Genomic DNA, 21,909 nt, shown 5'->3' with positions numbered 1-21,909 from the left:
AGGCAATGGACAAGCGGTCAGCTGTATCTTCGCGGAGAATACGTTCAGCCGTACGCCCGTTGGGACGAGTGTGGGAGAGAGCAAGAGGGCTCAAGCCCGGGAGCAGGCTCATGAGCGGGGAACCTATCCAGCGCCGCTCAACGAGGGCCGCTCGCGCAACATGCAGGCCAACCGGCGTTCCGATACCAAACCTGAGGTTGCCCTGCGTAGTGCGCTGCACCGCATGGGGTTCCGCTACAGGAAGGACCTCCGCTTGGACCTGGGCGAGGTCAAGGTGCGCCCGGACATCGTCTTCACAGCCAAGAAAGTTGCGGTTTTCGTGGACGGCTGCTTCTGGCATGTCTGTCCGGATCATGGCCGCCAGCCCACCACGAACGAGTGGTACTGGACACCCAAGCTCCGCCGGAACATGGAACGCGATCAGCGGGTCAACCGCGCGCTTGAGGCGGCTGGCTGGCAGGTGATCCGGCTTTGGGAGCATGAAGCCCTGACCACGGCCGTAGCGACGGTGGTTGCGGCTGTGCTGCCTGATGCCGAACATGCGATCGAGAGTAGCGCGATCGGCACACAATTTCGCAACCAGAAGTGAGCACCCGACACCGCGTCCAAGGTAAAATTTTCTCTGATCTTGTTCGGCAGCCACCGCTGAAGGTCATGCTGATGGGACGCGTATCCCCCGGCCGACCCGCTCACACGTGTGCGTGCTGTGAGCCGCGCACAGACGGAGAGATGCACGGCCCGGTCGCTGCTGAGTCCCAGAACTTCGCCCATGACGTTGCTACCAACCTGGTGCCGTCATTCCCTCGTCGGCCAGGCGTCTTTGGGCGCCACAAACGTCCCATGCCCCTGGATCGTGACCACCCAGCCTTCCTCGCGCAACACCTCCATGGCAAGTCGCACTGATCCACGAGCGATGCATGTTCGGCCGCCTCTCGCTGACCGCATCGACCTGCTGCCATCTCGGCGATCATCACCCAGCTACCGATGACCGTGATGGCGAGGCGCGCCCCCCAGACCAACTGGCACGCGGGCGGGGCTGCACAGCTCGTTGAAGTCATCGGCGTGGAGTCCTCGTGACGACCGCCGTGGCGGATCGCTACGACGTCAGGCCACGGACGTAGGTGATGCAGCTGCCCATCTCGGCCAGCTCGGCGTGGTTCTTGTCGAAGGGTGTGATCGTCGCGCGATACTCGCAGGCGCTACCGACGATCGGGCCGCCTCCGGCCCCATGTAGCGAAAGGGCGGAACTCGGCCCAGGCCGGGGGTCCGGGGGCCGGGAGGCCCCCGGCAAGGGGGTGTGGGGGAGCTGGGCTCCCCCACAGGGCGCAGCCCGGAGCCGAAAGCGCGAAGCGCCTCCCGTGGCGTAGGCCCGAGCTTTTATGCCTGGAGTCCCCAGGCGTCAGCCCGAGGTTTCAGAGTTTGCCGACGCCGGCTCCGGCCTGGACTTTGGCGGGGACGCTGGAGGGGTCGTCGAGGGTGTACGGGTAGTAGGTGGAGGGTTCCGGGACGGTGCCGGATGATTCCGGGGCGCCGGAGTTGATGTAGAGGTTGTGGCGTTCTACGAGGCGGCCCGGGTCGCTTTCGGCGTAGCCGACGTGGGTGGGGTGGGCGACGTTCTCGAAGTAGTTGCCCTCCACGAGGACGCCGGCGTTCTGGGTGGAGGCGATGCCGTACATCGAGTTGTTACGGTAGTAGTTGTTGAAGACGTGGACGGGGTCGCCGAAGCGGGCGCGGGGGTGGCGCTGGTCGGTGCCGTCGAAGAAGTTGTGGTGGTAGGTGACCTTCAGTTTGCCGATGTCGGCGGTGTAGGTGTCGGAGTGGCCCACCAGGGTGGTCTTGCTGTGGTTGTGGAATTTGTTCCAGGAGACGGTGACGTAGTTGGACTCGCGTTTGATGTCCAGGAGGCCGTCGTAGCCGTTCGACAGGTCGTTGTGGTCGATCCAGACGTGGTGGGCCTTGTTGGTGACGCTGATGGAGTCGTCATCGGCGTCGGTGAACTTGATGTTGCGGATGATCACGTTGTTGCCGGGGCGGGTGGTGGAGCCTAGCTGGAGGCCGCCGCCGGTGATCTCGGCGGTGCTGCCGATGCCGATGATGGTCTTGTTGGCGACGACGGTGATCATGTCGCTGATCTGGATGCGGCCCGAGATGCGCAGGATGAAGGCGCCGGCTCGACCGGCGTAGTCCTCCAGTTGGGCTCCGGTGGTGATGGTGACCTCGGTGCCGCCTGCACCGCCGGTTGTGCCGTTCTGGCCGAGCGCGTTGACCGAGGCGAAGCCGATGGGCGTCGTCTCTGCGGCGGCGGCTCTGGCACCAGCCGCTGTGGACGTGTGGGCGGCTGAGGCGGTGGTGGTGGCGTGGAGGGGGGTCAGGGCGGCGATGAGCAGGGCCGCTGTGATGGTCGCGCTCCGTAAGGAGGAGCGGGCGGGGGCGGACATGGCGGGGCTCCTCAGATCTTGCCGACGCCCGCGCCCGCCGGTACGACGGTCGGGACGCTGGAGGCCGGGTCGGCGGTGTACGGGTAGAGGGTGCGGGGCTCGGGGACGGAGCCGCGGGTCTCGATCTCGTGGTTGCAGTCGACGAGGATGTTGTCGCGCTGGACGATGCGGCCCAGGTCCCCGCTGAACTCCACCCGTCCGGGGTTGTTGACGCTGAAGAAGTAGTTGCCCTCCATCAGGATCTTGGCGTCGTTGGTGGAGGCGACGCCGTAGCTGTTGTCCCGGTAGTAGTTGTTGTAGACGTGGGTCAGCTCCGAGAAGCGCACGCGGGGGTGGCGCTGGTCGGAGGCGTCGAAGTAGTTGTGGTGGTAGGTCACGCGCAGGCGGCCGATGTCCTGGGCGCCGTTGTCGTCGTCGTGGCCCAGGAGCAGGGTCTTGTCGTGGTCGTGGAACCTGTTCCAGGAGACGGTCACGTAGTCGGAGCCGCGCTTGATGTCGACCGCGCCGTCGTCACCGTTGGACAGGTCGTTGTGGTCGATCCAGATGTGGTGGCTGAACATCTGCACGTTGATCAGGTCGTCGGTCGCGCCCGACAGGGACAGGTTGCGGATGATGACGTTGTGGACGGCGTTCGCGGGTGGTGAGGTGACGTCGTCGTCCACGGGGAGGCCGATGTTGAGGCCGCCGCCGACCAGGCGGGCCGTGCTGCCGAGGCCGATGATGGTCTTGTCGGAGGTGACGTCGTGCATGCCGTCGGACGAGCCGGTCGGCAGCGTGATGGTGCCGCTGACCTGGATGACGTACGGGCCGGGGCGGGCGATGTAGTCGAGGAACTGGGCGGCCGTGGTGACCGTGACCGTGGGGCCGCCGGCGCCGCCCGTCGTGCCGTTCTGGCCGAGCGCGTTGACGGCGGCGAACCCTGTGGGAGCGGTTTCCACGGCGGCTGCGGTGGAGGTGGGAGCGGTTTCCACGGCGGCTGCGGTGGAGGTGGGTGCGAAGGTCAGGGCGGTGAGGAGCAGGGCCGTCGCGACGGCCGATCTCCGGAAGAGGGCTGGCATGGTGGGGCCTCCTCAGATCTTGCCGACGCCGGCGCCGGCCATGACCGCCGCCTTCACCGAGTTCGGGTCGGCCACCGTGTACGAGTAGTACGCGGACGCCTCCTGCACGGTCCCGCTGCAGTCGGGAGCCCCCGACTCGTCCACGAACACGTTGTTCCGCGCGACGCACCTGCCACCGGGCCCCGCGTAGGAGTTGGTCACCGGCTCCTCGACCCGCTCGAAGTAGTTCCCCTCGACCAGGCACCCGGCGTTCGCCTGGCAGGCCACCCCGGTGTCGGTGTTGTAGAGGTAGTAGTTGTTGAACACGTGCACCGGCTCCCCGAACCGCACCCGCGGGTTGCGCTGCGGTGTCCGGTCGAACCAGTTGTTGTGGTAGGTGACCTTCAGGCGGCCGACGTCCTGCGCGGCGTTGCTGTCGTCGTGCCCGAGCAGCATGTTCTTGGTGTGGTCGTGCGTGTGGTTCCACGAGACGGTCACGTACGACGACCCGCGCTTGATGTCGATCAGCCCGTCGTACCCGTCGGCCAGGTCGTTGTGGTCGATCCAGATGTGGTGGCTGAACATCTGCACGTTGATCGAGTCATCGGTGGCCCCGCGGAACGACAGGTTGCGGATGATCACGTTGTGCACGGCGTCGGCGGGCGGCGAGGTCACGGAGTCGTCCGGGGGCAGCCCGATGTTGAGCCCGCCACCGGTGATGCCGGAGGTGGAGCCGACGCCGAGGATGGTCTTGTCGGAGGCGACGTTGTGCATGCCGGCCGGGAGGGTGATCGTGCCGAGAACGCAGACCGTGAGCGGGCCCTGCTGTCCGATCGCGGAAAGGAACTCGGCCGCCGTGTCCACCGCGACCGTGGGGCCGCCCGCCCCGCCGGTGGTCCCGTTCTGCCCCCACGCGTTCACCGAGGCGAAGCCGATGGGCGAGCCCGAGGTCCGGCAGCTGCCCGGCGGGATGGTGGGCGTGGTGGGCGGGTCGGTCGGGCCGCCGATGTCGGTCACGAGCACGTCGTCGAAGGTGGCGCTGGCGTAGTAGCCCGCCAGGCCGGCCCGCCCTGAGCTGAACGAGGAGTCCGTGGCCGAGACGACCTGCACGTTGTTCACGAAGCCGCGCAGCGTGGTGCCGAACGCCTCCAGCCTGACCGTGTGCCACGCCCCGGGGGTGACGCCGGCCGCGCCGGTGGCGAGCGTGATGGGGGCGCCGCCGGTCCGCTTGCCGAGGATGGCGGTGCCCGCGTTGCTCAGCCCGAGGAAGTAGTAGTTGCTGCTGCTCTGCGCCCGTGCCAGCACCGCGACGTACCGTCCCGAGCCGTTGAACGCGATCGGCTTCACCCGGGCCTGCACCGCCTGATCGCCCCAGCCGCCGCCGGCCAGGGCGCGGGCGTCCGAGCTGGTGCCCGACTGCCGGTAGGCCGGGGAGCCGTCGGTCACCACCGACCAGCTCCCGCCGGACCGGGCCCAGCCGGTCGCGTTGCCGTCCTCGAAGTCGTCGTTGAACAGCGTCGCGGCGGACGCGCTCGGTATGACCAGGAATGCCGCGACGATGGCCGCGCCGAGCGCGGCGCATGCCGAGTAGAGCGGGTTGTTGCTGCGCACCGTGGAGCCTCCGGGGGTGAGGGGCGACCGGGGCGCGTTGCGCTCTTTCCGAGGTAAATCGCACCCGATCGCGAGACCTGACGGACGAGCTTCACATCTTTATGCAACCGATTGTTAGGCGCGTCAACCCGTTTGGTGTGCAGTTTTGTTGCAGAGGATGAAGGGGATCTTGCAAGCGATTGTAGAGCCTAGACTGGTGATCATGACTGTGGCCGACCTGTGGTTCGACCCGTCCTGCCCGTACACGTGGGTGACCGCGCGCTGGCTGATGGAGGTGCGGAAGGTGCGCCCGGTCGAGGTGCGCTGGCACGTGATGAGCCTGTCCGTGCTCAACGAGGGCCGCGACGACGACCCGGAAGGCGACCCCGAGGGTTACCTCTGGATCCCGGCCCGCATCTGCGCGGCCGTGCAGCGCGACCACGGCCAGCAGGCGCTGGAGCGGTTCTACACAGCCCTGTGGACGACCGGCACGGGCGACTGGATCGGCGACCTGCGCACCGCGCTGTCCGCCGCCGGGCTGCCGGTCGAGCTGGCCGAGGCGGGCCTGGGCACCGGCTACGACGACGTCGTACGCGCCTCGCACGCCGAGGGCATCGCCCTGATCGGCGGCGACCACGTGGGCACCCCGATCGTCGCGGTCACGCGCGAGGACGGCGAGCGCGTGGTGTTCTTCGGGCCGGTCGTCTCCCGCGCGCCGACCGGCGAGCAGGCCGCCCGCCTGTGGGACGGGACGCTGCTGGTGGCGGGCACCCCGGGTTTCCACGAGCTGAAGGGCAGGCCGCACGAGGAGCCTCACACAACGTGACGTCTTCTGCCGATCCTGTGATCCGGGCCGGTCGTGCGGGCTATCTTGGGTGGCTCCATCAGCCGAGCACGAGAGCGCACCAGTCTCCATGGACGAGCACGTCATCACCGTCGCGTGGGTCGACGCCCCCGACGAGATCGCCTACCACGACTACGTCGAAGGCACCTACAACTCCTTCTCGTGCACCTGTGACCTGCCGCTGCCCGACCGTGACGCCGCCACGCGGCACGCCGCCGAGGTGGGCCGGTGCCTGATGTGCCTCGGCTCCGGCACGATCTCCATCAACCCGCACGACAGCGGCGGCTGCGACAGCTGCGGTGGCTCCGGCAGGTCGGAGCCGGGCACGGTCATGATCCAGGCGCGGGTGACGGAGAGCTTCGTCAAGGAGGTGGCCTCGCTGCTGCCGGCGGAGTTCGGGCTCTGCGACGTGGTGGCCGTGCTGGAACAGCGCATGAAGGGCGGGGCCGAGGCCGTGCTGTCGGTGGCGGCGGGGCTGATCAGGTATCTGGAGGTGCAGGGCGAGGTGGTGCTGTGCACGGCGCCCGACTTCCTGCCGGGGGACGGGGTGGAGCAGCGCTACGACGATCCGCGGTGGCTGCGCGTGCCTTGACGCCGGCGGCGGCTGGTGACCGTGGCCCTGTGCTCCCGTACCTGTTCGCCCCAGCGGCGGACCTACCGCGTCACCCACGCGTGCACCGGTACGTGGTCCGACCAGTGTTTCCTGGCATGGTCGACGAAGCAGCGCCGCATGCGGCCGTCGCGGGCGAACACGTAGTCGATCTTCCGCTTGCGCGTGACGTAGGTCCAGCGTTCGCGCGGGTCGCATTCGTCGCGCCCCTTGTACGCGGCGGCGGCATCGCGCGGCACCAGGTTGAGGTCGCCGCCGACGACACCCCCGCCGAGCTCGAGCAGCTCCCTGAGCTGTCTGTGCCGGTAGGGCTTGCCCCGCTGCCTGTCGTCGTGGACCGAGCCGGACGACAGGTGGGCGGTGCACAACGCCCGGCCGGCCGTACAGATCGCGCTCCTGCGCAGACCCCACGGCGGCGTGGTCAGCGCGTGCACCTCGAAGCGGGCGTCCCGCTCGGCCACGGCCAGCGTGACGCTCTGCACCCCGCGCCCCACGCCGTTCCAGTCGGGAGAGCACTGGTACGGCGACCCGTCCGGGTGCGCGAACCCGGCCGACTTGACGCTCCACGCCCGGCCGGTGCGGGCCTCCAGCTCGCGCTCCAGGTCGGCGTCCGCGCCGGTGCAGAACTCCTGGAGGAAGATCACGTCCGCCTTGGTCGCCAGCACCGCGACGTGCCAGGCCAGCTCGGTGGTGGTACGGCGGAAGAGAGGACAGCTCTGGTACGTGCCCGCGCAGACGTTCCACGTCATCACGTGGAGCGCGGGCGCCTGCGCGGGCAGGGAAGGGGATAACAGCCCGGCGATCACGAGATATCTGAGCATCACCGGTCATTTCACCATGCAGGTGGCCTCACCTGAGCGGCAACACGTCCACGCCGCGCTCGTCGTCGCCGCGCGGCCCGAAGATGCGCCGCTCGGACTCCTCGATGCGCACGTCGTTGATGCTCGCCTCCCTGCGCCGCATCAGCCCGGACTCGTCGAACTCCCACTGCTCGTTGCCGTAGCTGCGCCACCACTGGCCCGAGGCGTCGCGGCACTCGTACTGGAAGCGCACCGCGATGCGGTCGCCGAGCACCGCCCACAGCTCCTTGCGCAGCGCGTAGTCCAGCTCCCTGTCCCACTTGCGGCGCAGGAACTCCTCGATCGCGTCCCGCCCGGCCACGAACTCGTCGCGGTTGCGCCAGACCGAGTCCTCCGTGTACGCGAGCGCGACCTTGCCGGGATCGCACGTGTTCCAGGCGTCCTCGGCGGCCTGGACCTTGATCCGGGCGGTCTCCTCGGTGAACGGCGGGACGGGCGGGCGGGACATGGCGGCCTCCTCGGACACGGGAGAACGATCGTTCTCGCGGGCTATGGTAGAGAACGACCGTTCTCCAGAGCAAGCGAGGTGCCATGGAACACGCCGAACGACTCCTCACGGCGGCCGGCGAGCTCTTCTACCGGCGCGGCATCCGGGCTGTCGGCATGGACGACGTCAGGGCCGCCTCCGGCGTGTCGCTCAAGCGCCTCTACCAGTGCTACCCGTCCAAGGAGGCGCTGGTCGTGGCGTACCTGGAGCGGCGCGACGAGCGGTGGATGAGCTCGCTCACCTCCTACGTGGCCGAGCACGGCGACTCGGTCGAGGCGGTGTTCGGCTGGCTGGAGCGGTGGTTCGCGGAGGACGGCTTCCGCGGCTGCGGGTTCGTCAACGCCTACGGGGAGCTGGGCGCGACCTCGGAGGCGGTCGCCGGCGTGGTACGGCGGCACAAGCGGCGCCTGCGCGACTACCTGCGCGGCCTGGTGCCCGACGACACGCTGGCCGACCAGCTCCTCGTGCTGGTGGACGGGGCCACGGTCACCGCCATGGTGGACCCCGAGCACGGCGCGCGAGCCGCGCGGGCGGCGGGAGAGGCCGCCCGCGCGCTCACAGCGGCTTGCCCAAGGTGATCGGTGAGGCCGCCCGCGCGCTCACAGCAGCTTGTCGAGAGTGATCGGCAGGTCGAGCACGCGCTTGCCGGTGGCGTGCCGCACCGCGTTGGCCACGGCCGCGGCGGCTCCGGTGATGCTCACCTCGCCGACCCCGCGCAGGCCCAGCGGCATGGTCGAGTCCGGCTCGTCCAGGCAGAGCACCTCGATGCGGGGGATGTCGGCGTGCACCGGGACGTGGTACTCCGACAGGCTCGCGTTCATGACCCGGCCGTTGCGGTGGTCGATCAGCGTCTGCTCCGACAGCGCCATGCCGATGCCCATCACGATGCCCCCGCGCAGCTGGCTCGCCGCCGTCCTGGCGTTGACCACGGTACCGACGTCGAAGACGCCCAGCCAGCGCGAGACGCGTACCTCCATGGTGTCGGGATCCACCCGCACCTCGCAGAACTGCGCGCCGGTCGCCGCCCGCACCAGCCGCCTGCGCTCGCGCAGGGTCCGCGCCACGAAGCCGAGCATGCCCGCCTTGCTCTCCACCTCCACGTGGCTCCGGCCGGCCGCCTTCAGGATCTCCACGTACGTCTGGCCGGCGGCCCCGGCGTACAGCCCGCCGTCGCGCGCCTCCACCTCAGCCGGCCTGCGGCCACGCAGCGGCGAGCCGGGCGAGCGGCGGACCAGGCCGAGCATTGTGCGCTTGAGCTTGGCGGCGGCGTCCTGCACGCCCGCCGCGGCGCTCGCGGTCTGCATCGAGCCGCCGGCGCCGGGCCCGACCGGCAGGTCGGAGTCGCCGTACTCGACGCGTACGGACGCCAGCGGCACGCCCAGCTCGTCGGCGGCCATCTGCCCCAGCACCGTCGCCGTGCCCATGCCCATCTCCTGCAGGCCGCAGCGCACGACGACCGTGCCGTCGGCGCCCAGGCGCACCGCGACGTTCGCCGGCATCCGCATCGACGGGTGGTAGGCCGTGGCCACCCCCATGCCGACCAGCCACCGGCCGTCCCGCATGGAGCCGGGCCGCGGGTCACGCTCGCGCCAGCCGAACCGCTCGGCCCCCAGCGCGTACGCCTCCCGCAGCCTCCGGTGCGCCAGCCGCTGCCCGCCCACCGGGTCGCGGTCGGGCTCGTTGCGCAGGCGCAGCTCGACCGGGTCCAGGCCCAGCTCCAAGGCCAGCTCGTCCACGGCCGACTCCAGGGCGAAGGTGCCGATGGACTCGCCCGGCGCCCGCATGAAGGTGTTGGGGAGCAGGTCGAGCGGGACGGTGCTCTGCCGCAGGTGGATGTTGGGCGCGGCGTACAGGTGCCGGGTGCCTGCGGTGATCTGCTCTCCGTGCCCGCCGTTGCGCCCCGTCCTGGACACGCTGGTGTGCAGGATCGCGGTCAGCGCGCCGTCGGCGCCCGCGCCCAGCGCGACCCGCTGGATGCTGCCCGTACGCCCGCCGACCGTGTGGTAGACGGCCTCGCGGGTGAGGGCCAGCCGGACCGGCCGGCCCGTCGCGCGGGCGGCGAGCACGGCGAGCAGCGTGCCCGCCCAGACCGAGCCCTTCCCGCCGAACCCGCCCCCCACGTACGGGGACAGCACCCTGACGCCCTTCTCCGGCACGCCGAACCGCTGGGCCAGGTGCTTGCGCGCCCACGTGATGTTCTGCGTGGCCTCGTGCACGGTGAGCCGGTCGCCTTCCCAGACGGCGGTGGTGGCGTGCGGCTCGATCGCGTTGTGGTTGTGCGGCGGCGTGGTGAAGGTCAGGTCCACCGAGTGGGGTGCGGCGGCGAGCGCGGCCTGCGCGTCCCCCTTGTCGGCCGAGGTCTCGCCGAGGAGGTTGCCCTTCTGGGGGACGGCGTTGTGCTGCTCGGCGGCGAGGTCCACGGTGGCGGGCAGCTCCTCGTACGCCGGGCGCACCAGTGACGCCGCGTACCGGGCCGTCTCCGGGGTCTCGGCGACCACGACCGCCACGGGCTGGCCGTTCCAGTGCACCTCGTCGGTGGCCAGGTAGTTGACCGGGGTGCCGGAGACGAGCGTGCTGGGGTCGAGGAGGCTCAGCTTGGGCGCGGGCTTCATGGGCGGCGCGTTCTCGTGGGTGAGGACGTCGATCACGCCGCGCACCGCCTTCGCCTGCGCGGTGTCGATGGCGGTGATGCGGCCTCGCGGGACGGTGGCGTGCACGAGCGCGGCGTAGGCCAGCCCCGGGTACGGGTACTCGGCGGCGAAGCGGGCCTCGCCGGTGGTCTTGGCGGGGCCGTCTACCCGGTCGATGGCCTGGCCGACGTACTTGGTGGTGCCGGTGGCCTGCTCGGTCTCGGCGTACTTGATGCTCATCGGGCCGTCCCTCCCGTGCTCAGGTCGCGCAGCGTGGCCGTGATCGTGGCCGCGGCGAGGCGGGCCTTGAAGGCGTTGCCCTCCCTGGTGGTGGCGTCCGCCAGCTCCGTCTCGGCGGCGCGGCGGAAGGCGGTCTCGTCGGCCGGGCCGCCGAGCAGCAGGCGCTCGGCCTGCGTGGCCCGCCAGGGCTTGGCGGCGACGCCGCCCAGCGCCAGCCGCACGTCGGTGACCGTGCCGTCGCGCACCTCCAGCGCCGCCGCCACCGAGACGAGGGCGAACGCGTAGGACGCCCGGTCGCGGACCTTGCGGTAGCGGGAGTTGGCCGCGACCGGCGCGGGCGGCAGCTCGACCGCCGTGACCAGCTCGCCGGGGGCCAGCGCGGTCTCGATGTCCGGGGTGTCGCCGGGCAGCTTGTGGAAGTCCGCCATGGGGACGCGCCGCGTGCCCTCCTGGCCGCGTACCTCGACGATCGCATCGAGGGCGGCCAGCGCCACGCACAGGTCGGAGGGGTGCGCGGCCACGCAGCTCTCGCTGACGCCGAGGATCGCCGTGCCCCGGTTGAACCCGTCGAGCGCGTCGCAGCCCGCGCCGGGCGAGCGCTTGTTGCAGGCGGAGGCGTGGTCGTAGAAGTACGGGCAGCGGGTGCGTTGCAGCAGGTTGCCGCCCACGGTGGCCATGTTGCGGAGCTGGGCGGAGGCGCCGGACAGCAGCGCCTGCGACACCATCGGGTAGCGGGCACGCACCCGCCGGTCGGCGGCCAGGGCGCTGTTGCGGACGAGCGCGCCGATCCGCAGCCCGCCGCCGGGCAGCTCGTCGACGGTGTCGAACGGCAGGCCCGTCACGTCCACGACGGTGTCGGGGCGTTCGATGCCCTCGCGCATGAGGTCGACCAGGTTGGTGCCGCCGCCGAGGAACCTGGCGCCCGGCTCGGCGGCCACGCGCACGGCCTCCGCGACGTCGGCGGGCTTGACGTACGCGAACGGTCTCATCCCGAGACCTCCTTGATCGCGTCCACGATGCCGTTGTAGGCGCCGCAGCGGCACAGGTTGCCGCTCATGCGCTCCCTGATCTCGGCCTCGTCCAGCCCTCGGGACCCGGTCACGGCGCTGGGCATGCCGGCCTCGTACTCGGCCAGCATGCCGATGGCCGAGCAGATCTGGCCCGGGGTGCAGTAGCCGCACTGGAACCCGTCGTGGCGCACGAAGGCCTCCTGCAGCGGATGCGCCACGCCCTCGATCGTGGTGATCTCCCTGCCGTCGTACTGGACGGCCAGGGCCAGGCACGCGTTGATCCGCATGCCGTCGGCGAGCACTGTGCACGCGCCGCAGGCGCCCTGGTCGCAGCCCTTCTTGGGGCCGGTCACCCCGAGCCGCTCGCGCAGCGCGTCGAGCAGGCTCACCCACGGCTCGACGTCGAGGGACTCGACGGAGCCGTTCACCTTCATCCGTATCTCGGTCACTCGCATCCTCCCGGCTTTGCACCGGACGCTAACAGAACGGCGTTCCCTTAACAAGGGAACGGTGTTCTTTTAAATCGGCGCCAGTATGCTGATGGCGACATGACGCGGTCGGCATTCCTCCGGGCCAGGCGGCCCGAGCACAAGCAGCAGCGGCGCGAGGCCATCCTCGCCGCCGCCCGCGAGCTCGCCCGCACCTCCGGGGTACGCAACGTGAGCCTGGGCGCGGTGGCCGAGGCCGTCGGGCTGGCGAAGTCGAACATCGTGCGGTACTTCGGCACCCGCGAGGAGATCTACCTGGAGCTGCTCATCGAGGAGTGGCGGCAGTGGGCCGAGGCCGTCTCCCTCCGGCTGGGCGCGGCCGGCTCCACGACCGAGGCGGTGACCGTGCTGGCCGAGACGATCACCGACCGGCCGCTCTTCTGCGACCTGCTCAGCCACGCCTCCACCAGCCTGGAGCACAACGTGTCGGTCTCCGCGGCCCGCGCGTTCAAGCACGCGGTGCACGCCCGGGTCGCCGAGATGGGCGCCGAGGTGGCCCGCGCGACGGACCTGACCGAGCGCGAGGGCGGGGAGCTGGCGGCCGCCGCCAGCGGGCTGGCCGGCATGCTCTATCCGGCCTCGAACCCGCCGCCCGCGCTCGCCCAGGTCTACGCCGAGGATCCGGAGCTGGCCGCCTCCTGCCCGGTGCTGCTGCCCACGCTCGTCCGGGCGCTCTCGGCCCTGGCCGCCGGCCTGCCCACGCTCAGGGAAGAGTGAAAGTTTCACTCCTCTCCAGGCATTCCTGACCGCCAGGCGTCGGCTTTCTGTACATCGGAGCGGATTCCGCAGACCATGTGCCCGTACCTAACCGGTTAACAATCATCAGAAGGGCACCCCCCATGATCAAACGACTCGGGCTCGCGGCGGCGGCGCTCCTGTCGCTGCTCGTCTCGATGCTGATCGTCCCGGCTCCCGCGCACGCCGCGGTCGGGCTCCGGGTCAGCGGCACCAGGATCCTGGAGGCCAACGGGAACGCGTTCGTGATGCGCGGCGTCAGCCACGCGCACACCTGGTACGCCAGCCAGACGGGTTCCTTCGCCGACATCAAGGCGCTGCGCGCCAACACCGTGCGCGTGGTGCTGAGCGGCGGCCGGTGGACCCCGAACAGCGCCTCCGACGTGGCCAACGTCGTCTCCCTGTGCCGGCAGAACCGGTTAATATGCGTGCTCGAGAACCACGACACCACCGGGTACGGCGAGCAGAGCGGCGCGTACACGCTCGACCAGGCGGTCGACTACTGGAACAGCGTCCGCAGCGCCCTGACCGGCACCGAGGACTTCATCATCGTCAACATCGGCAACGAGCCGTACGGCAACAACAACGTCTCCGCCTGGACCGCCGCGACCACGAACGCGATCACCCGCATGCGCACGCTCGGGTTCCAGCACATGCTGATGGTGGACGCCCCGAACTGGGGCCAGGACTGGCAGTTCACCATGCGTGACAACGCCAGGACCGTCGCAGCCGCCGACACGCAGAAGAACACCGTGTTCTCCGTCCACATGTACGGCGTCTTCGACACCGCCGCCGAGATCACCGCCTACCTGGACGCCTTCCAGACGGCCGGCCTGCCGCTGGTGATCGGCGAGTTCGGGCACAACCACTCCGACGGCAACCCGGACGAGGACACCATCATGTCGCAGGCCGTGTCCCGCGGCCTCGGATACATCGGCTGGTCGTGGAGCGGCAACAGCGGCGGCGTCGAGTACCTCGACATGGTCACCAACTTCGACCCGGATGCGCTCACCTCCTGGGGCCAGCGCATCTTCAACGGCGCCAACGGCATCGCCGCCACCTCGCGCGAGGCCACCTTCTTCAGCGGCGGCGGCACCGACACCACCGCCCCCACCACGCCGGGAACCCCCTCGGCCTCCGCCGTCGCCTCCACCGGCGCGACCCTGACCTGGACCGCCTCCACCGACGCCGGCGGCTCCGGGCTGGCGGGGTACGACGTCTACCGCGAGCAGGGCAGCACCGACCCGCTCCTCGGCTCGTCCACCACCAACTCCATCAACCTGACCGGCCTGACGCCCGCCACCCAGTACCAGGTGTACGTCCGGGCCCGCGACGGGGCGGGCAACCAGTCCACCGCCTCGGCCACCACCACCTTCACCACCACGTCCGGCGGCGGCAACGGCGGCTGCACTGCCACCGGGACCGTGCAGAGCCAGTGGAGCGGCGGGTACGTCGTCCAGCCGGTCACGGTCACCAACAGCGGCACGTCGGGCATCACCGGCTGGACCGTCACCTTCACCCTGCCGGCCGGGCACACGCTGGCCGGGTCGTGGAACGCCACGGTGACGACCAGCGGGCAGACGGTCACGGCCAAGAACGCCGGCTACAACGGCACCGTGGCAGCCGGAGGCAACACCAGCTTCGGCTTCCAGGTCAGCCGTCCGGGCGGGAACACCGCCACGGTCAGCTCGTACACGTGCGCCGCCTCCTGACGAGGCACGCCGAGGGCCGCCTCCACCTGCCGTGGGGGCGGCCCGCTCCTCACTGCTTGCCGTGGGTGGGGACGAGGTCGAGCTCCCGCATGCGGCGGGCGCCCCACTCCCCCAGGGCGCCCAGGGCCGCGTAGAGCGCGACGCCGGCGTCCGTCAGCTCGTACTCGACCCGGGGCGGCGTCTCGTCGAACACGGTCCGCCGGACGATCCCGTCGGCCTCCAGCTCGCGCAGTTGCTGGGCGAGCACCTTCTCGCTGATGCCGGGCAGGCTGCGGCGCAGCTCGCCGAAGCGGTGCAGCCGCTCGTCCAGCGCCCACAGGATCAGCGCCTTCCACTTGCCGTCGACGACGTCCATCGCGGCGTCCAGAGCGCAGATGTAGGGCGGGTTACGCACCGCCACATGATAGGTCAGGGTCAGCCGGCGACGGCGCGGCGCATCCGCCACAGCGAGGAGCGCAGGTGCCCGGCGAGGTCCCCGGGCACGCCCGCCTCCTCGGAGGCGGACAGGATGTTCTCCAGGCCGGTCGCCTGCATGGCGGGGTTGAACTCCTCGGGAACGAGCGCGGTCACGTCGGCGCCGCCCACCATGAACGGGAGCATCTGCTCCATCCACGGCTGGAGCACCTCGCGCTTGAACGTCTCCACGTCGCCGCCTTCGCGGTGCACCAGGGTCACGGCATGGTCCGCCCCGGCGCTCATGCCGTACATGCCGCTGAGCGCCGCCATGTCGTACAGCGCCGCGAACCCGGGGTCCTCGCCCACCCAGTGCGGACGGCCGATGGGGCCGAGCACGGGCGCGACCCGGTCGAACAGGTCACGGGCGCCGCTGTAGAGGATGAAGGCGCCTTCCGTCCCCACCGTCGGGGGCACCGCCATGATGCCGCCGGACAGCAGGCGCACCCCCTGCCCCTCCAGCCATCCGGCGAGCTCGCGCGCCTGCCGTACGGAGCCGCTGGTGAGGTTGACGAGGGTGCCGCCGGCCAGCTTCGGCACCGCCGGGGCGAGCGTCTCGCGGACGCTGGCGTCGTTCAGCAGGCACGCCACCGTGAGGTCGCCCGCCTCGATCGCCTCTTCCACGCCGGAGGCCTCCCGGGCGCCGCGCGCGACGAGCTCGCCCGCCTTCCCGGGGGTACGGTTCCAGACCGTCACGTCGCGGCCCGCTGCGAGGAGCGCGCTCGCCAGGGCGCGCCCCATGGCTCCCAGGCCGAGGATGCTGATGCGTTCATGCTGCGTATTCATGCGCACCACTGTTCACCGGGCGCGGTTTCGCGACAAGAACGCACTTCGAAGTGCGTGGTTACCCGGAGGTTAGCGACGAGGTGGGGAGGTCAGGACACGCCGGGCGGTGAGGTGGAGTCGCGGATCACGAGCTGGCACGGCAGCGTGTGCACCCCGGGCGTGGCCTTGCCGTCGATGGCCGCGAACAGGTGTTGTGCCGCCGTCCGGCCCAGCACCTCCAGGTTCATGTCCACGGTCGTCAGCGCGGGCCGCGTCTCCGTGGAGAGCACCTCCCAGTTGTCGTAGCCGACCACCGCGATGTCGTCGGGCACCCGCCGCCCGCGCTCGCGCACGGCCTCCACGAACCCGGCCGCGATCTGGTCGCTGCCGCAGAACACCGCGTCGATCTCCGGCTCGGCCATCAGCAACATCTCGGCCGCGTGCCGCCCCCACCGCTGCGACCACACCCCGGACAACGTCTGCCCCGCCTGCTGGACCCCGGCCTCGGCCAGCGCCCGCCGCAGCCCCTCCTCGCGGTCACGGGCCGCCTTGTAGTGGGCGGGTCCGGTGACGTGCGCGATCCGCCGCCGGCCCAGGGCGAGCAGGTGGTTGACGGCCATCGCCGCCGCCCCCACGTCGTCGGGCACGAACGACACGTCCGACGGGTCCTCGGACGGCCCGTACGCGTACACCACGGGCACCGGCAGGTCCTTGCTCACGGACGGGCGGGGGTTCGTGCTCTCCCCCACCACGATCAGCCCGTCCACGCGCCGCGACAGCAGGGCGCGCAGGTGGTGCTGCTCCCTGATCGCGTCCCCGCGCGCGTCGCACAGCAGCACCGCCATCTCCCCTGCGCCGAAGGCGTCCTCGGCCCCCAGCAGCACGGGGATGCCGAAACGGCCGACGCTGTCGGAGGTCAGCAGCCCGACAGTCCTGGTCTGGCCCGAGAGCAGCCCTCTGGCCAGGGCGTTCGGCTGGAAGGAGAGCTCCGCCGCGGCGGCGAGCACGCGTTCGCGCGTGGCCGCCCGCACGTCCTGGCGCCCGTTGAGCGCCTTGGAGGCCGTGGCGATCGATACCCCCGCCAGCGAGGCCACGTCGTTGATGGTCGCCCGCTTACCCGCCATACTTCGAAACCCTTTTCGGTGAATTGTGAACCGCTTAGCACCTTAGCACCCATTGACATGGGCTCATGTTTCTTCTACGTTTCCGAAAACCTTTAAGTCCAGGAGCACATCATGAGACGAAGGCTGGCCGGGATCTCCCTCCTCGGTGTGTTAGCGCTCACAGCAGCGGCCTGCGGCAGTAGCGGCGGTGGTGGCGGCGGGACGCAGCCGGCGGACGGTCCCGTGACGATCACCATGTGGACCCGCGCGGCCACCCAGACGCAGAGCGAGCGCCTGGTCGCGGAGTACAACAAGACTCACAAGAACCAGGTCAAGCTCACCGTCATCCCGACGGACAACTACCAGCCCCGCATCGCCGCCGCGGCCGGCGCCAAGCAGCTACCCGACGTGTTCGCGGCAGACGTCATCTTCGTCCCGAACTACACCTCCCAGGGCCTGTTCATGGACATCACGGACAGGATCGCGGCCCTGCCGTACAAGGACAAGCTCGCCCCCTCCCACATGAAGCTCGGCACGCTGGACAACCGGCAGTACACGCTTCCCCACACGCTCGACCTCTCGGTCTGGTTCTGGAACAAGGACCTGTACGAGAAGGCCGGCCTCGACCCCGAGCAGGGTCCCAAGTCGCTCAAGGAGTTCGCCCAGCACGCCACCACCATCCAGGACAAGCTGGGCAAGGACGGCAAGGTGCACGGCACCTTCTTCGGCGGCAACTGCGGCGGCTGCTACGTCTTCACGTTCTGGCCGTCCGTCTGGGCCGCCGGCGCGCAGATCATGAACGCCGAGGGCACCACCTCGCTGAACGACCAGCCGGTCATGACCGAGGTGTTCAAGATCTGGCGCGAGCTGTACGAGAAGAAGGCCACCGGACCGACGGCCAAGGAGGAGCAGGGCCCGACCTGGACCGGCTTCTTCCCCAAGGGCGAGATCGGCGTGATGCCGATGCCGTCCACCACGCTCGGCCTGATGCCGAAGGAGATGAAGATCGGCGTCACCCCGATCGCCGGCCCCGACGGCGGCGAGTCCACGTTCGTGGGCGGCGACTCGGTCGGCATCTCCTCGACGTCCAAGAACGCCGACGCGGCCTGGGAGTTCGTCTCCTGGACGGTTTCCGACCAGGCCCAGGTCGAGGTGATGGCCAAGAACAAGGACGTGGTCGCGCGTACCGACCTGGCCAGCAACAAGTACTCGGCCGAGGACCCGCGCGTGGTGCTGATCAACTCGCTGGTGGCCAAGGGGCAGACGCCGTTCGCGCTGCGCTTCGGCCAGACCTACAACGACCCGCAGGGGCCGTGGCTGCGGCTGGCCAGGGAGGCGGTCTTCGGTGACGCCTCGAAGGTCCCGCAGCTCAACGCCGAGATCACGAAGTCGCTGCAGCAATGACGCTGACGGTCACACGTTCGAGGCGGGCGGCGCACTCGGCGCCGTCCGCCCGGTGGCGGAGCAGGAAGGTCCAGGGCTGGCTGTACGCGGCTCCGACGGCCGTCATCGTGGGCGTGCTGTTCATCGCCCCGCTGGTGCTGGTCGTCTGGATGTCGCTCAACCGCTGGCCCCTGCTCGGCCAGGCCACGTTCAACGCCCCCGCCAACTACCTCAAGATCGCCGACAACCCGCTCTTCGTCGACGCGGTCGTCTTCACGCTGAAGTACACGGCCATCACGACCGTCCTGCTGTCGGGGGTGGCCCTGGGCCTGGCGCTGCTCGTACAGGAGCGCAGGCCGGGCGTCGCCTTCTTCAGGACCGCGTTCTTCCTGCCCGGCGCGGTCGGCTTCGCGGCGGCGGGCCTGCTGTTCTACGGGATGCTGAACAACGACTTCGGCCCCATCGACCCGATGTTGCGGGCCCTGGGCGTCACCAGCGAGCCGGTCAAGTGGATCGGCACCCCGAACATGGCGCTGTTCTCCACGATCACGCTGGTCATCTGGCGTTTCGCCGGGTTCAACATGCTCATCCTGCTGACCGGCCTGCAGGCCATCCCGACCGAGGTGTACGAGGCCGCCAGGAGCGACGGCGCGAACCGCTGGCAGATCTTCACCAAGATCACCCTCCCGCTGCTGCGCCCGACGCTGGCGCTGATGCTGATCCTCAGCGTCACGGGCTCGCTGCTGGCCTTCGACCAGTTCTTCGTCTTCACCAACGGCGGCCCGGACAACAGCACGGTCTCGATGGTCATGGTCGTCTACCGGGACGCGTTCTTCCGCTTCGACCTCGGCGGCGCCGCGGCCCTGTCGGTCGTGCTGCTCGTGGCCCTGGTCGGGCTCAACACGCTGATGATGCGGAGGCTCCGGTGAGCCGTTACCTCACCCTGTCGGCCCTGGCGGTGCTGTTCCTGTTCCCGCTGGTCTGGAGCGGGTACGCGTCGCTGGAGGAGCCGTCGAACTACCTGGAGATGGCACGCTTCGGCGAGGGCATCGACACCTACGCCACCAACAGCGTGCTGGTGTCGGTCATGACCGTGGGCGGCACGCTGATCGTCTCGGCGCTCGGCGGCTACGGCTTCGCCCGCTTCGACTTCCCCGGCAAGAACGTGCTGTTCCTGGCCACGCTGGCGATCCTCATGGTGCCGTACGCGACGATCCTGATCCCGCTCTACGTCCTGCTCGGCTATCTCGGCCTGCAGAACTCGCTGGTCGGGCTCTCGCTGGTGTTCGTGATGTTCCAGCTCCCGTTCGCGCTGTTCATGATGCGCAACGCGTTCGAGGCGCTGCCGCGCGAGCTGGAGGAGGCCGCGCTGGTGGACGGCTGTGGCACGTTCCGGGCCTTCTCCAGGATCCTGCTGCACGCCGTGCGGCCCGCGCTGATCACGGTCGGCCTGTTCGCGTTCCTGGCCTCGTGGAACGACTTCTTCGCGCCCCTCATCCTGCTCAACGACGGCTCGTCCTTCACGCTGCCGGTGGCCGTGGTCAGCATGACGCAGCACACGTTCGGCGCGATCGACTACGGCATGCTCCAGGCCGGAGTCATGGTCATGGCCATCCCCTGTCTCATCCTCTTCATCGTTCTGCAGCGCCACTACGTGCGCGGATTCATGTCAGGAGCTCTGCGTGGCTAATCCCGTCCTGCCCTCATCGGGTGTCCTGTCCCCCCTCGGCCTCGACTCCGTACGCGTGCTGCCCGGCTTCTGGGGTGACCGGGTCGTGCTCAACAACGAGGTGACGATCGCCCACTGCCAGGAATGGCAGGAGCGCGAAGGCTGGATCGGCAACTTCCGCGGCGAGCGGCCCCGCAGGGGACGGGAGTTCAGCGACTCGGAGATCTACAAGCTGCTGGAGGCCATGGCCTGGGCCGATCATCCCGGGCTGCCCGCGCTGGCCGAGGTCGTGGCGCAGGCCCAGGAGGGCGACGGTTACCTCAACACCCGCTGGTCGGGCAGCCGGTACACCGACTTCGAGTGGGGTCACGAGCTCTACTGCTACGGCCACCTCATCCAGGCCGGGGTCGCGCGCCTGCGCATGCACGGCGAGGACCAGCTCACCCGGGTCGTCACCAGGGCCGCCGACCACGTGTGCCGGCGCTTCATGGACACCGACGAGACCTGCGGCCATCCCGTGATCGAGATGGCGCTGGTCGAGCTGTACCGGGCCACCGGCACCGAGCGGTACCTGGAGATGGCCCGCCGCTTCGTCGAGCGCCGCGGCCTGCCCGCGCTCGCCGACATCCCTTTCGGCCGCGGTTACTACCAGGACGACGTGCCCGTCCGGCAGGCGCAGGTGTTCCGCGGGCACGTCGTGCGCGCGCTCTACCTGGCCTCGGGCGTGGTGGACGTGGCGGTCGAGACCGGGGACCAGGAGCTGCTCAAGGCGGTCGAGTCGCAGTGGGAGCGGACGGTCGCCCGGCGTACGCACCTGACCGGCGGCATGGGCTCGAGGCATGCCGACGAGTCGTACGGCGAGGACTACGAGCTGCCGCCCGACCGCGCCTACAACGAGACGTGCGCGAGCATCGCCTCCATCATGCTGGCGCACCGGCTGCTGCTGGCCACCGGCGACGCGCGCTACGCCGACCTGGCCGAGCGGACCATGTACAACATGCTCGCCACGGGCGTGGCGCTGGACGGCAAGTCGTTCTTCTACGTCAACCCGCTGCAGGTGCGGGTGCCGGCGACGCCGCTCGACGGCGTCAACCACGCGGCCGAGGGCGGGCTGCGCTCACCCTGGTTCGACGTGTCCTGCTGCCCGAACAACATCGCCCGCACGCTGGCCTCGCTGCCCGCCTACGTGGCCGCGGCGAAGGACGGCGGGGTGCTGATCCACCACCTCACCCCGGCGGAGATCCGCTCGGGGCGGCTGGCGCTGCGGGTGGAGACCGGTTACCCGTGGCAGGGCTCGGTCAGCGTGCGGGTGCTGGAGGACGGCGAGGGCCGCATCGGGCTGCGCGTCCCGGCCTGGGCCACCGACGCCACGCTCGCGCACGTCCCCGTCTCCGCCCCGGACGCGCCGCTGCCCGAGGGCCCGGTCATCCGGCCGGTGAGCCCCGGCTACGCCTACGTCGAGGGGCCGTGGCGGGCCGGTGACGAGATCCGGCTGGAGCTGCCGATGCGGCCCAGGTGGACCGTCCCCGACCGGCGGATCGACGCGCTGCGGGGCAGCGCGGCCGTGGAGCGGGGGCCGCTGGTCTACTGCGCGGAGTCGGTGGCCGACGAGCCGCCGCTCGCCGGCGTGACGGCGCGCGTCGATCCGCCGGTGGAGCACGAGACGGACGGCGTGGTGGAGCTGGAGGTGGGCGCGCGGCTGGCGTCGGGCGGCAACGGTTCCTGGCCGTACGCCGCCGCGCGAGCGCCCGAGGAGGGCGCCGACGTGCGGCTGCGGCTGGTGCCGTACCACCGGTGGGGCAACCGGGGCCCCGCGACCATGCGTGTCTGGCTACCGACGATCTAGGAGATGCAC

The 21,909-nt window shown here is 70.3% G+C and carries 21 protein-coding genes; 10 read left to right on the top strand and 11 right to left on the bottom strand.

Features of this window, described 5'->3' with window-relative positions:
* The first annotated feature begins 70 nt into the window (after positions 1-70).
* Positions 71-589, top strand: coding sequence for a very short patch repair endonuclease (locus ACBJ32_RS46780; RefSeq protein ID WP_375132352.1), 519 nt, complete (start codon positions 71-73; stop codon positions 587-589).
* Between the two features lie 823 nt (positions 590-1,412).
* Here the strand turns inward: ACBJ32_RS46780 and ACBJ32_RS46775 are convergent.
* From ACBJ32_RS46775 to ACBJ32_RS46765, 3 genes are read right to left on the bottom strand one after another with little or no spacing between them, the layout of a single operon-like run.
* Positions 1,413-2,438: a polysaccharide lyase family 1 protein gene (locus ACBJ32_RS46775; RefSeq protein WP_375132351.1), complete on the bottom strand. Its 1,026-nt coding sequence runs from the start codon at positions 2,436-2,438 to the stop codon at positions 1,413-1,415.
* An 11-nt stretch (positions 2,439-2,449) separates the two neighbouring features.
* Positions 2,450-3,496 (bottom strand): polysaccharide lyase family 1 protein, encoded by a 1,047-nt coding sequence (locus tag ACBJ32_RS46770; protein ID WP_375132350.1) that lies wholly within the window; start codon positions 3,494-3,496, stop codon positions 2,450-2,452.
* Positions 3,497-3,508: 12 nt separating this feature from the next.
* Entirely contained in the window at positions 3,509-5,086 is a 1,578-nt protein-coding gene (locus ACBJ32_RS46765; RefSeq protein WP_375132349.1) for a pectate lyase, read from the bottom strand.
* 202 nt (positions 5,087-5,288) lie between these two features.
* On the opposite strand from ACBJ32_RS46765, the gene ACBJ32_RS46760 reads away from it, so the two are divergent.
* Both ACBJ32_RS46760 and ACBJ32_RS46755 read left to right on the top strand, forming a co-directional pair.
* Positions 5,289-5,891 carry a disulfide bond formation protein DsbA gene (locus tag ACBJ32_RS46760; protein ID WP_375132348.1) on the top strand — a complete coding sequence of 201 codons (603 nt, stop codon included), beginning with the start codon at positions 5,289-5,291 and terminating at the stop codon, positions 5,889-5,891.
* 88 nt (positions 5,892-5,979) lie between these two features.
* Positions 5,980-6,501, top strand: a complete 522-nt coding sequence (locus ACBJ32_RS46755) for a hypothetical protein (protein WP_375132347.1) — start codon at positions 5,980-5,982, stop codon at positions 6,499-6,501.
* A gap of 62 nt (positions 6,502-6,563) precedes the next feature.
* On the opposite strand, the gene ACBJ32_RS46750 is transcribed toward ACBJ32_RS46755, so the two are convergent.
* On the bottom strand, positions 6,564-7,340 hold the full coding sequence (locus ACBJ32_RS46750; RefSeq protein WP_375132346.1) for an endonuclease/exonuclease/phosphatase family protein: 777 nt from the start codon (positions 7,338-7,340) through the stop codon (positions 6,564-6,566).
* Positions 7,341-7,368: 28 nt separating this feature from the next.
* On the bottom strand, positions 7,369-7,827 hold the full coding sequence (locus ACBJ32_RS46745) for a nuclear transport factor 2 family protein (protein WP_357893159.1): 459 nt from the start codon (positions 7,825-7,827) through the stop codon (positions 7,369-7,371).
* Between the two features lie 83 nt (positions 7,828-7,910).
* Here ACBJ32_RS46745 and ACBJ32_RS46740 point away from each other — a divergent pair, with 83 nt between their 5' ends.
* A complete protein-coding gene (locus tag ACBJ32_RS46740) occupies positions 7,911-8,444 on the top strand; it encodes a TetR/AcrR family transcriptional regulator (RefSeq protein WP_375132345.1) in 534 nt (177 codons plus the stop codon).
* Positions 8,445-8,465: 21 nt separating this feature from the next.
* Here the strand turns inward: ACBJ32_RS46740 and ACBJ32_RS46735 are convergent, their stop codons facing one another.
* The 3 genes from ACBJ32_RS46735 to ACBJ32_RS46725 are packed head-to-tail and all read right to left on the bottom strand — an operon-like array spanning position 8,466 to position 12,201.
* Positions 8,466-10,736 (bottom strand): xanthine dehydrogenase family protein molybdopterin-binding subunit, encoded by a 2,271-nt coding sequence (locus ACBJ32_RS46735; RefSeq protein WP_375132344.1) that lies wholly within the window; start codon positions 10,734-10,736, stop codon positions 8,466-8,468.
* On the bottom strand, positions 10,733-11,725 hold the full coding sequence (locus ACBJ32_RS46730) for an FAD binding domain-containing protein (protein WP_375132343.1): 993 nt from the start codon (positions 11,723-11,725) through the stop codon (positions 10,733-10,735). Before ACBJ32_RS46730 ends, ACBJ32_RS46735 begins: the two co-directional genes overlap by 4 nt.
* A complete protein-coding gene (locus ACBJ32_RS46725; RefSeq protein ID WP_375132342.1) occupies positions 11,722-12,201 on the bottom strand; it encodes a (2Fe-2S)-binding protein in 480 nt (159 codons plus the stop codon). Before ACBJ32_RS46725 ends, ACBJ32_RS46730 begins: the two co-directional genes overlap by 4 nt.
* A gap of 93 nt (positions 12,202-12,294) precedes the next feature.
* On the opposite strand from ACBJ32_RS46725, the gene ACBJ32_RS46720 reads away from it, so the two are divergent.
* Complete coding sequence (locus tag ACBJ32_RS46720) at positions 12,295-12,951, top strand: TetR/AcrR family transcriptional regulator (RefSeq protein ID WP_375132341.1); 657 nt, start codon at positions 12,295-12,297, stop codon at positions 12,949-12,951.
* Positions 12,952-13,073: 122 nt separating this feature from the next.
* Positions 13,074-14,681 (top strand): cellulase family glycosylhydrolase, encoded by a 1,608-nt coding sequence (locus ACBJ32_RS46715; RefSeq protein ID WP_375132340.1) that lies wholly within the window; start codon positions 13,074-13,076, stop codon positions 14,679-14,681.
* Positions 14,682-14,730: 49 nt separating this feature from the next.
* Here ACBJ32_RS46715 and ACBJ32_RS46710 read toward each other — a convergent pair whose 3' ends face one another.
* From ACBJ32_RS46710 to ACBJ32_RS46700, 3 genes are all read right to left on the bottom strand, one after another.
* Positions 14,731-15,075, bottom strand: coding sequence for a winged helix-turn-helix transcriptional regulator (locus ACBJ32_RS46710; protein ID WP_375132339.1), 345 nt, complete (start codon positions 15,073-15,075; stop codon positions 14,731-14,733).
* A gap of 20 nt (positions 15,076-15,095) precedes the next feature.
* Positions 15,096-15,920, bottom strand: a complete 825-nt coding sequence (locus tag ACBJ32_RS46705; protein WP_375132338.1) for an NAD(P)-dependent oxidoreductase — start codon at positions 15,918-15,920, stop codon at positions 15,096-15,098.
* Between the two features lie 89 nt (positions 15,921-16,009).
* Entirely contained in the window at positions 16,010-17,023 is a 1,014-nt protein-coding gene (locus tag ACBJ32_RS46700; protein ID WP_253756107.1) for a LacI family DNA-binding transcriptional regulator, read from the bottom strand.
* Positions 17,024-17,245: 222 nt separating this feature from the next.
* Here ACBJ32_RS46700 and ACBJ32_RS46695 point away from each other — a divergent pair, with 222 nt between their 5' ends.
* Genes ACBJ32_RS46695 through ACBJ32_RS46680 form a run of 4 tightly spaced genes read left to right on the top strand, consistent with a single transcriptional unit; the run spans position 17,246 to position 21,900 of the window.
* Positions 17,246-18,406: an ABC transporter substrate-binding protein gene (locus ACBJ32_RS46695; RefSeq protein WP_375132337.1), complete on the top strand. Its 1,161-nt coding sequence runs from the start codon at positions 17,246-17,248 to the stop codon at positions 18,404-18,406.
* Positions 18,403-19,314: a sugar ABC transporter permease gene (locus ACBJ32_RS46690; RefSeq protein ID WP_357893108.1), complete on the top strand. Its 912-nt coding sequence runs from the start codon at positions 18,403-18,405 to the stop codon at positions 19,312-19,314. The genes ACBJ32_RS46695 and ACBJ32_RS46690 overlap by 4 nt, the downstream gene beginning before the upstream one ends.
* Positions 19,311-20,075 (top strand): carbohydrate ABC transporter permease, encoded by a 765-nt coding sequence (locus tag ACBJ32_RS46685; protein ID WP_357893106.1) that lies wholly within the window; start codon positions 19,311-19,313, stop codon positions 20,073-20,075. The genes ACBJ32_RS46690 and ACBJ32_RS46685 overlap by 4 nt, the downstream gene beginning before the upstream one ends.
* Positions 20,068-21,900 (top strand): glycoside hydrolase family 127 protein, encoded by a 1,833-nt coding sequence (locus ACBJ32_RS46680; protein ID WP_375132336.1) that lies wholly within the window; start codon positions 20,068-20,070, stop codon positions 21,898-21,900. The genes ACBJ32_RS46685 and ACBJ32_RS46680 overlap by 8 nt, the downstream gene beginning before the upstream one ends.
* Positions 21,901-21,909: the final 9 nt, after the last annotated feature.

This window comes from Nonomuraea sp. GTA35 (assembly GCF_041950525.1).
Classification (GTDB): Bacteria; Actinomycetota; Actinomycetes; order Streptosporangiales; family Streptosporangiaceae; genus Nonomuraea.
This window is presented reverse-complemented; position numbering and strand designations above follow the sequence as displayed.

What these genes read in the sequence shown, in the direction of transcription:
- ACBJ32_RS46720 (WP_375132341.1), top strand. Translation starts at nt 12,295, where the DNA reads ATGACGCGGTCGGCATTCCTCCGGGCCAGGCGGCCCGAGCACAAGCAG.
- ACBJ32_RS46760 (WP_375132348.1), top strand. Translation starts at nt 5,289, where the DNA reads ATGACTGTGGCCGACCTGTGGTTCGACCCGTCCTGCCCGTACACGTGG.
- ACBJ32_RS46700 (WP_253756107.1), bottom strand. Translation starts at nt 17,023, where the DNA reads ATGGCGGGTAAGCGGGCGACCATCAACGACGTGGCCTCGCTGGCGGGG.
- ACBJ32_RS46740 (WP_375132345.1), top strand. Translation starts at nt 7,911, where the DNA reads ATGGAACACGCCGAACGACTCCTCACGGCGGCCGGCGAGCTCTTCTAC.
- ACBJ32_RS46770 (WP_375132350.1), bottom strand. Translation starts at nt 3,496, where the DNA reads ATGCCAGCCCTCTTCCGGAGATCGGCCGTCGCGACGGCCCTGCTCCTC.
- ACBJ32_RS46715 (WP_375132340.1), top strand. Translation starts at nt 13,074, where the DNA reads ATGATCAAACGACTCGGGCTCGCGGCGGCGGCGCTCCTGTCGCTGCTC.
- ACBJ32_RS46755 (WP_375132347.1), top strand. Translation starts at nt 5,980, where the DNA reads ATGGACGAGCACGTCATCACCGTCGCGTGGGTCGACGCCCCCGACGAG.
- ACBJ32_RS46745 (WP_357893159.1), bottom strand. Translation starts at nt 7,827, where the DNA reads ATGTCCCGCCCGCCCGTCCCGCCGTTCACCGAGGAGACCGCCCGGATC.
- ACBJ32_RS46735 (WP_375132344.1), bottom strand. Translation starts at nt 10,736, where the DNA reads ATGAGCATCAAGTACGCCGAGACCGAGCAGGCCACCGGCACCACCAAG.
- ACBJ32_RS46775 (WP_375132351.1), bottom strand. Translation starts at nt 2,438, where the DNA reads ATGTCCGCCCCCGCCCGCTCCTCCTTACGGAGCGCGACCATCACAGCG.
- ACBJ32_RS46750 (WP_375132346.1), bottom strand. Translation starts at nt 7,340, where the DNA reads ATGCTCAGATATCTCGTGATCGCCGGGCTGTTATCCCCTTCCCTGCCC.
- ACBJ32_RS46730 (WP_375132343.1), bottom strand. Translation starts at nt 11,725, where the DNA reads ATGAGACCGTTCGCGTACGTCAAGCCCGCCGACGTCGCGGAGGCCGTG.
- ACBJ32_RS46705 (WP_375132338.1), bottom strand. Translation starts at nt 15,920, where the DNA reads ATGAATACGCAGCATGAACGCATCAGCATCCTCGGCCTGGGAGCCATG.
- ACBJ32_RS46725 (WP_375132342.1), bottom strand. Translation starts at nt 12,201, where the DNA reads ATGCGAGTGACCGAGATACGGATGAAGGTGAACGGCTCCGTCGAGTCC.
- ACBJ32_RS46690 (WP_357893108.1), top strand. Translation starts at nt 18,403, where the DNA reads ATGACGCTGACGGTCACACGTTCGAGGCGGGCGGCGCACTCGGCGCCG.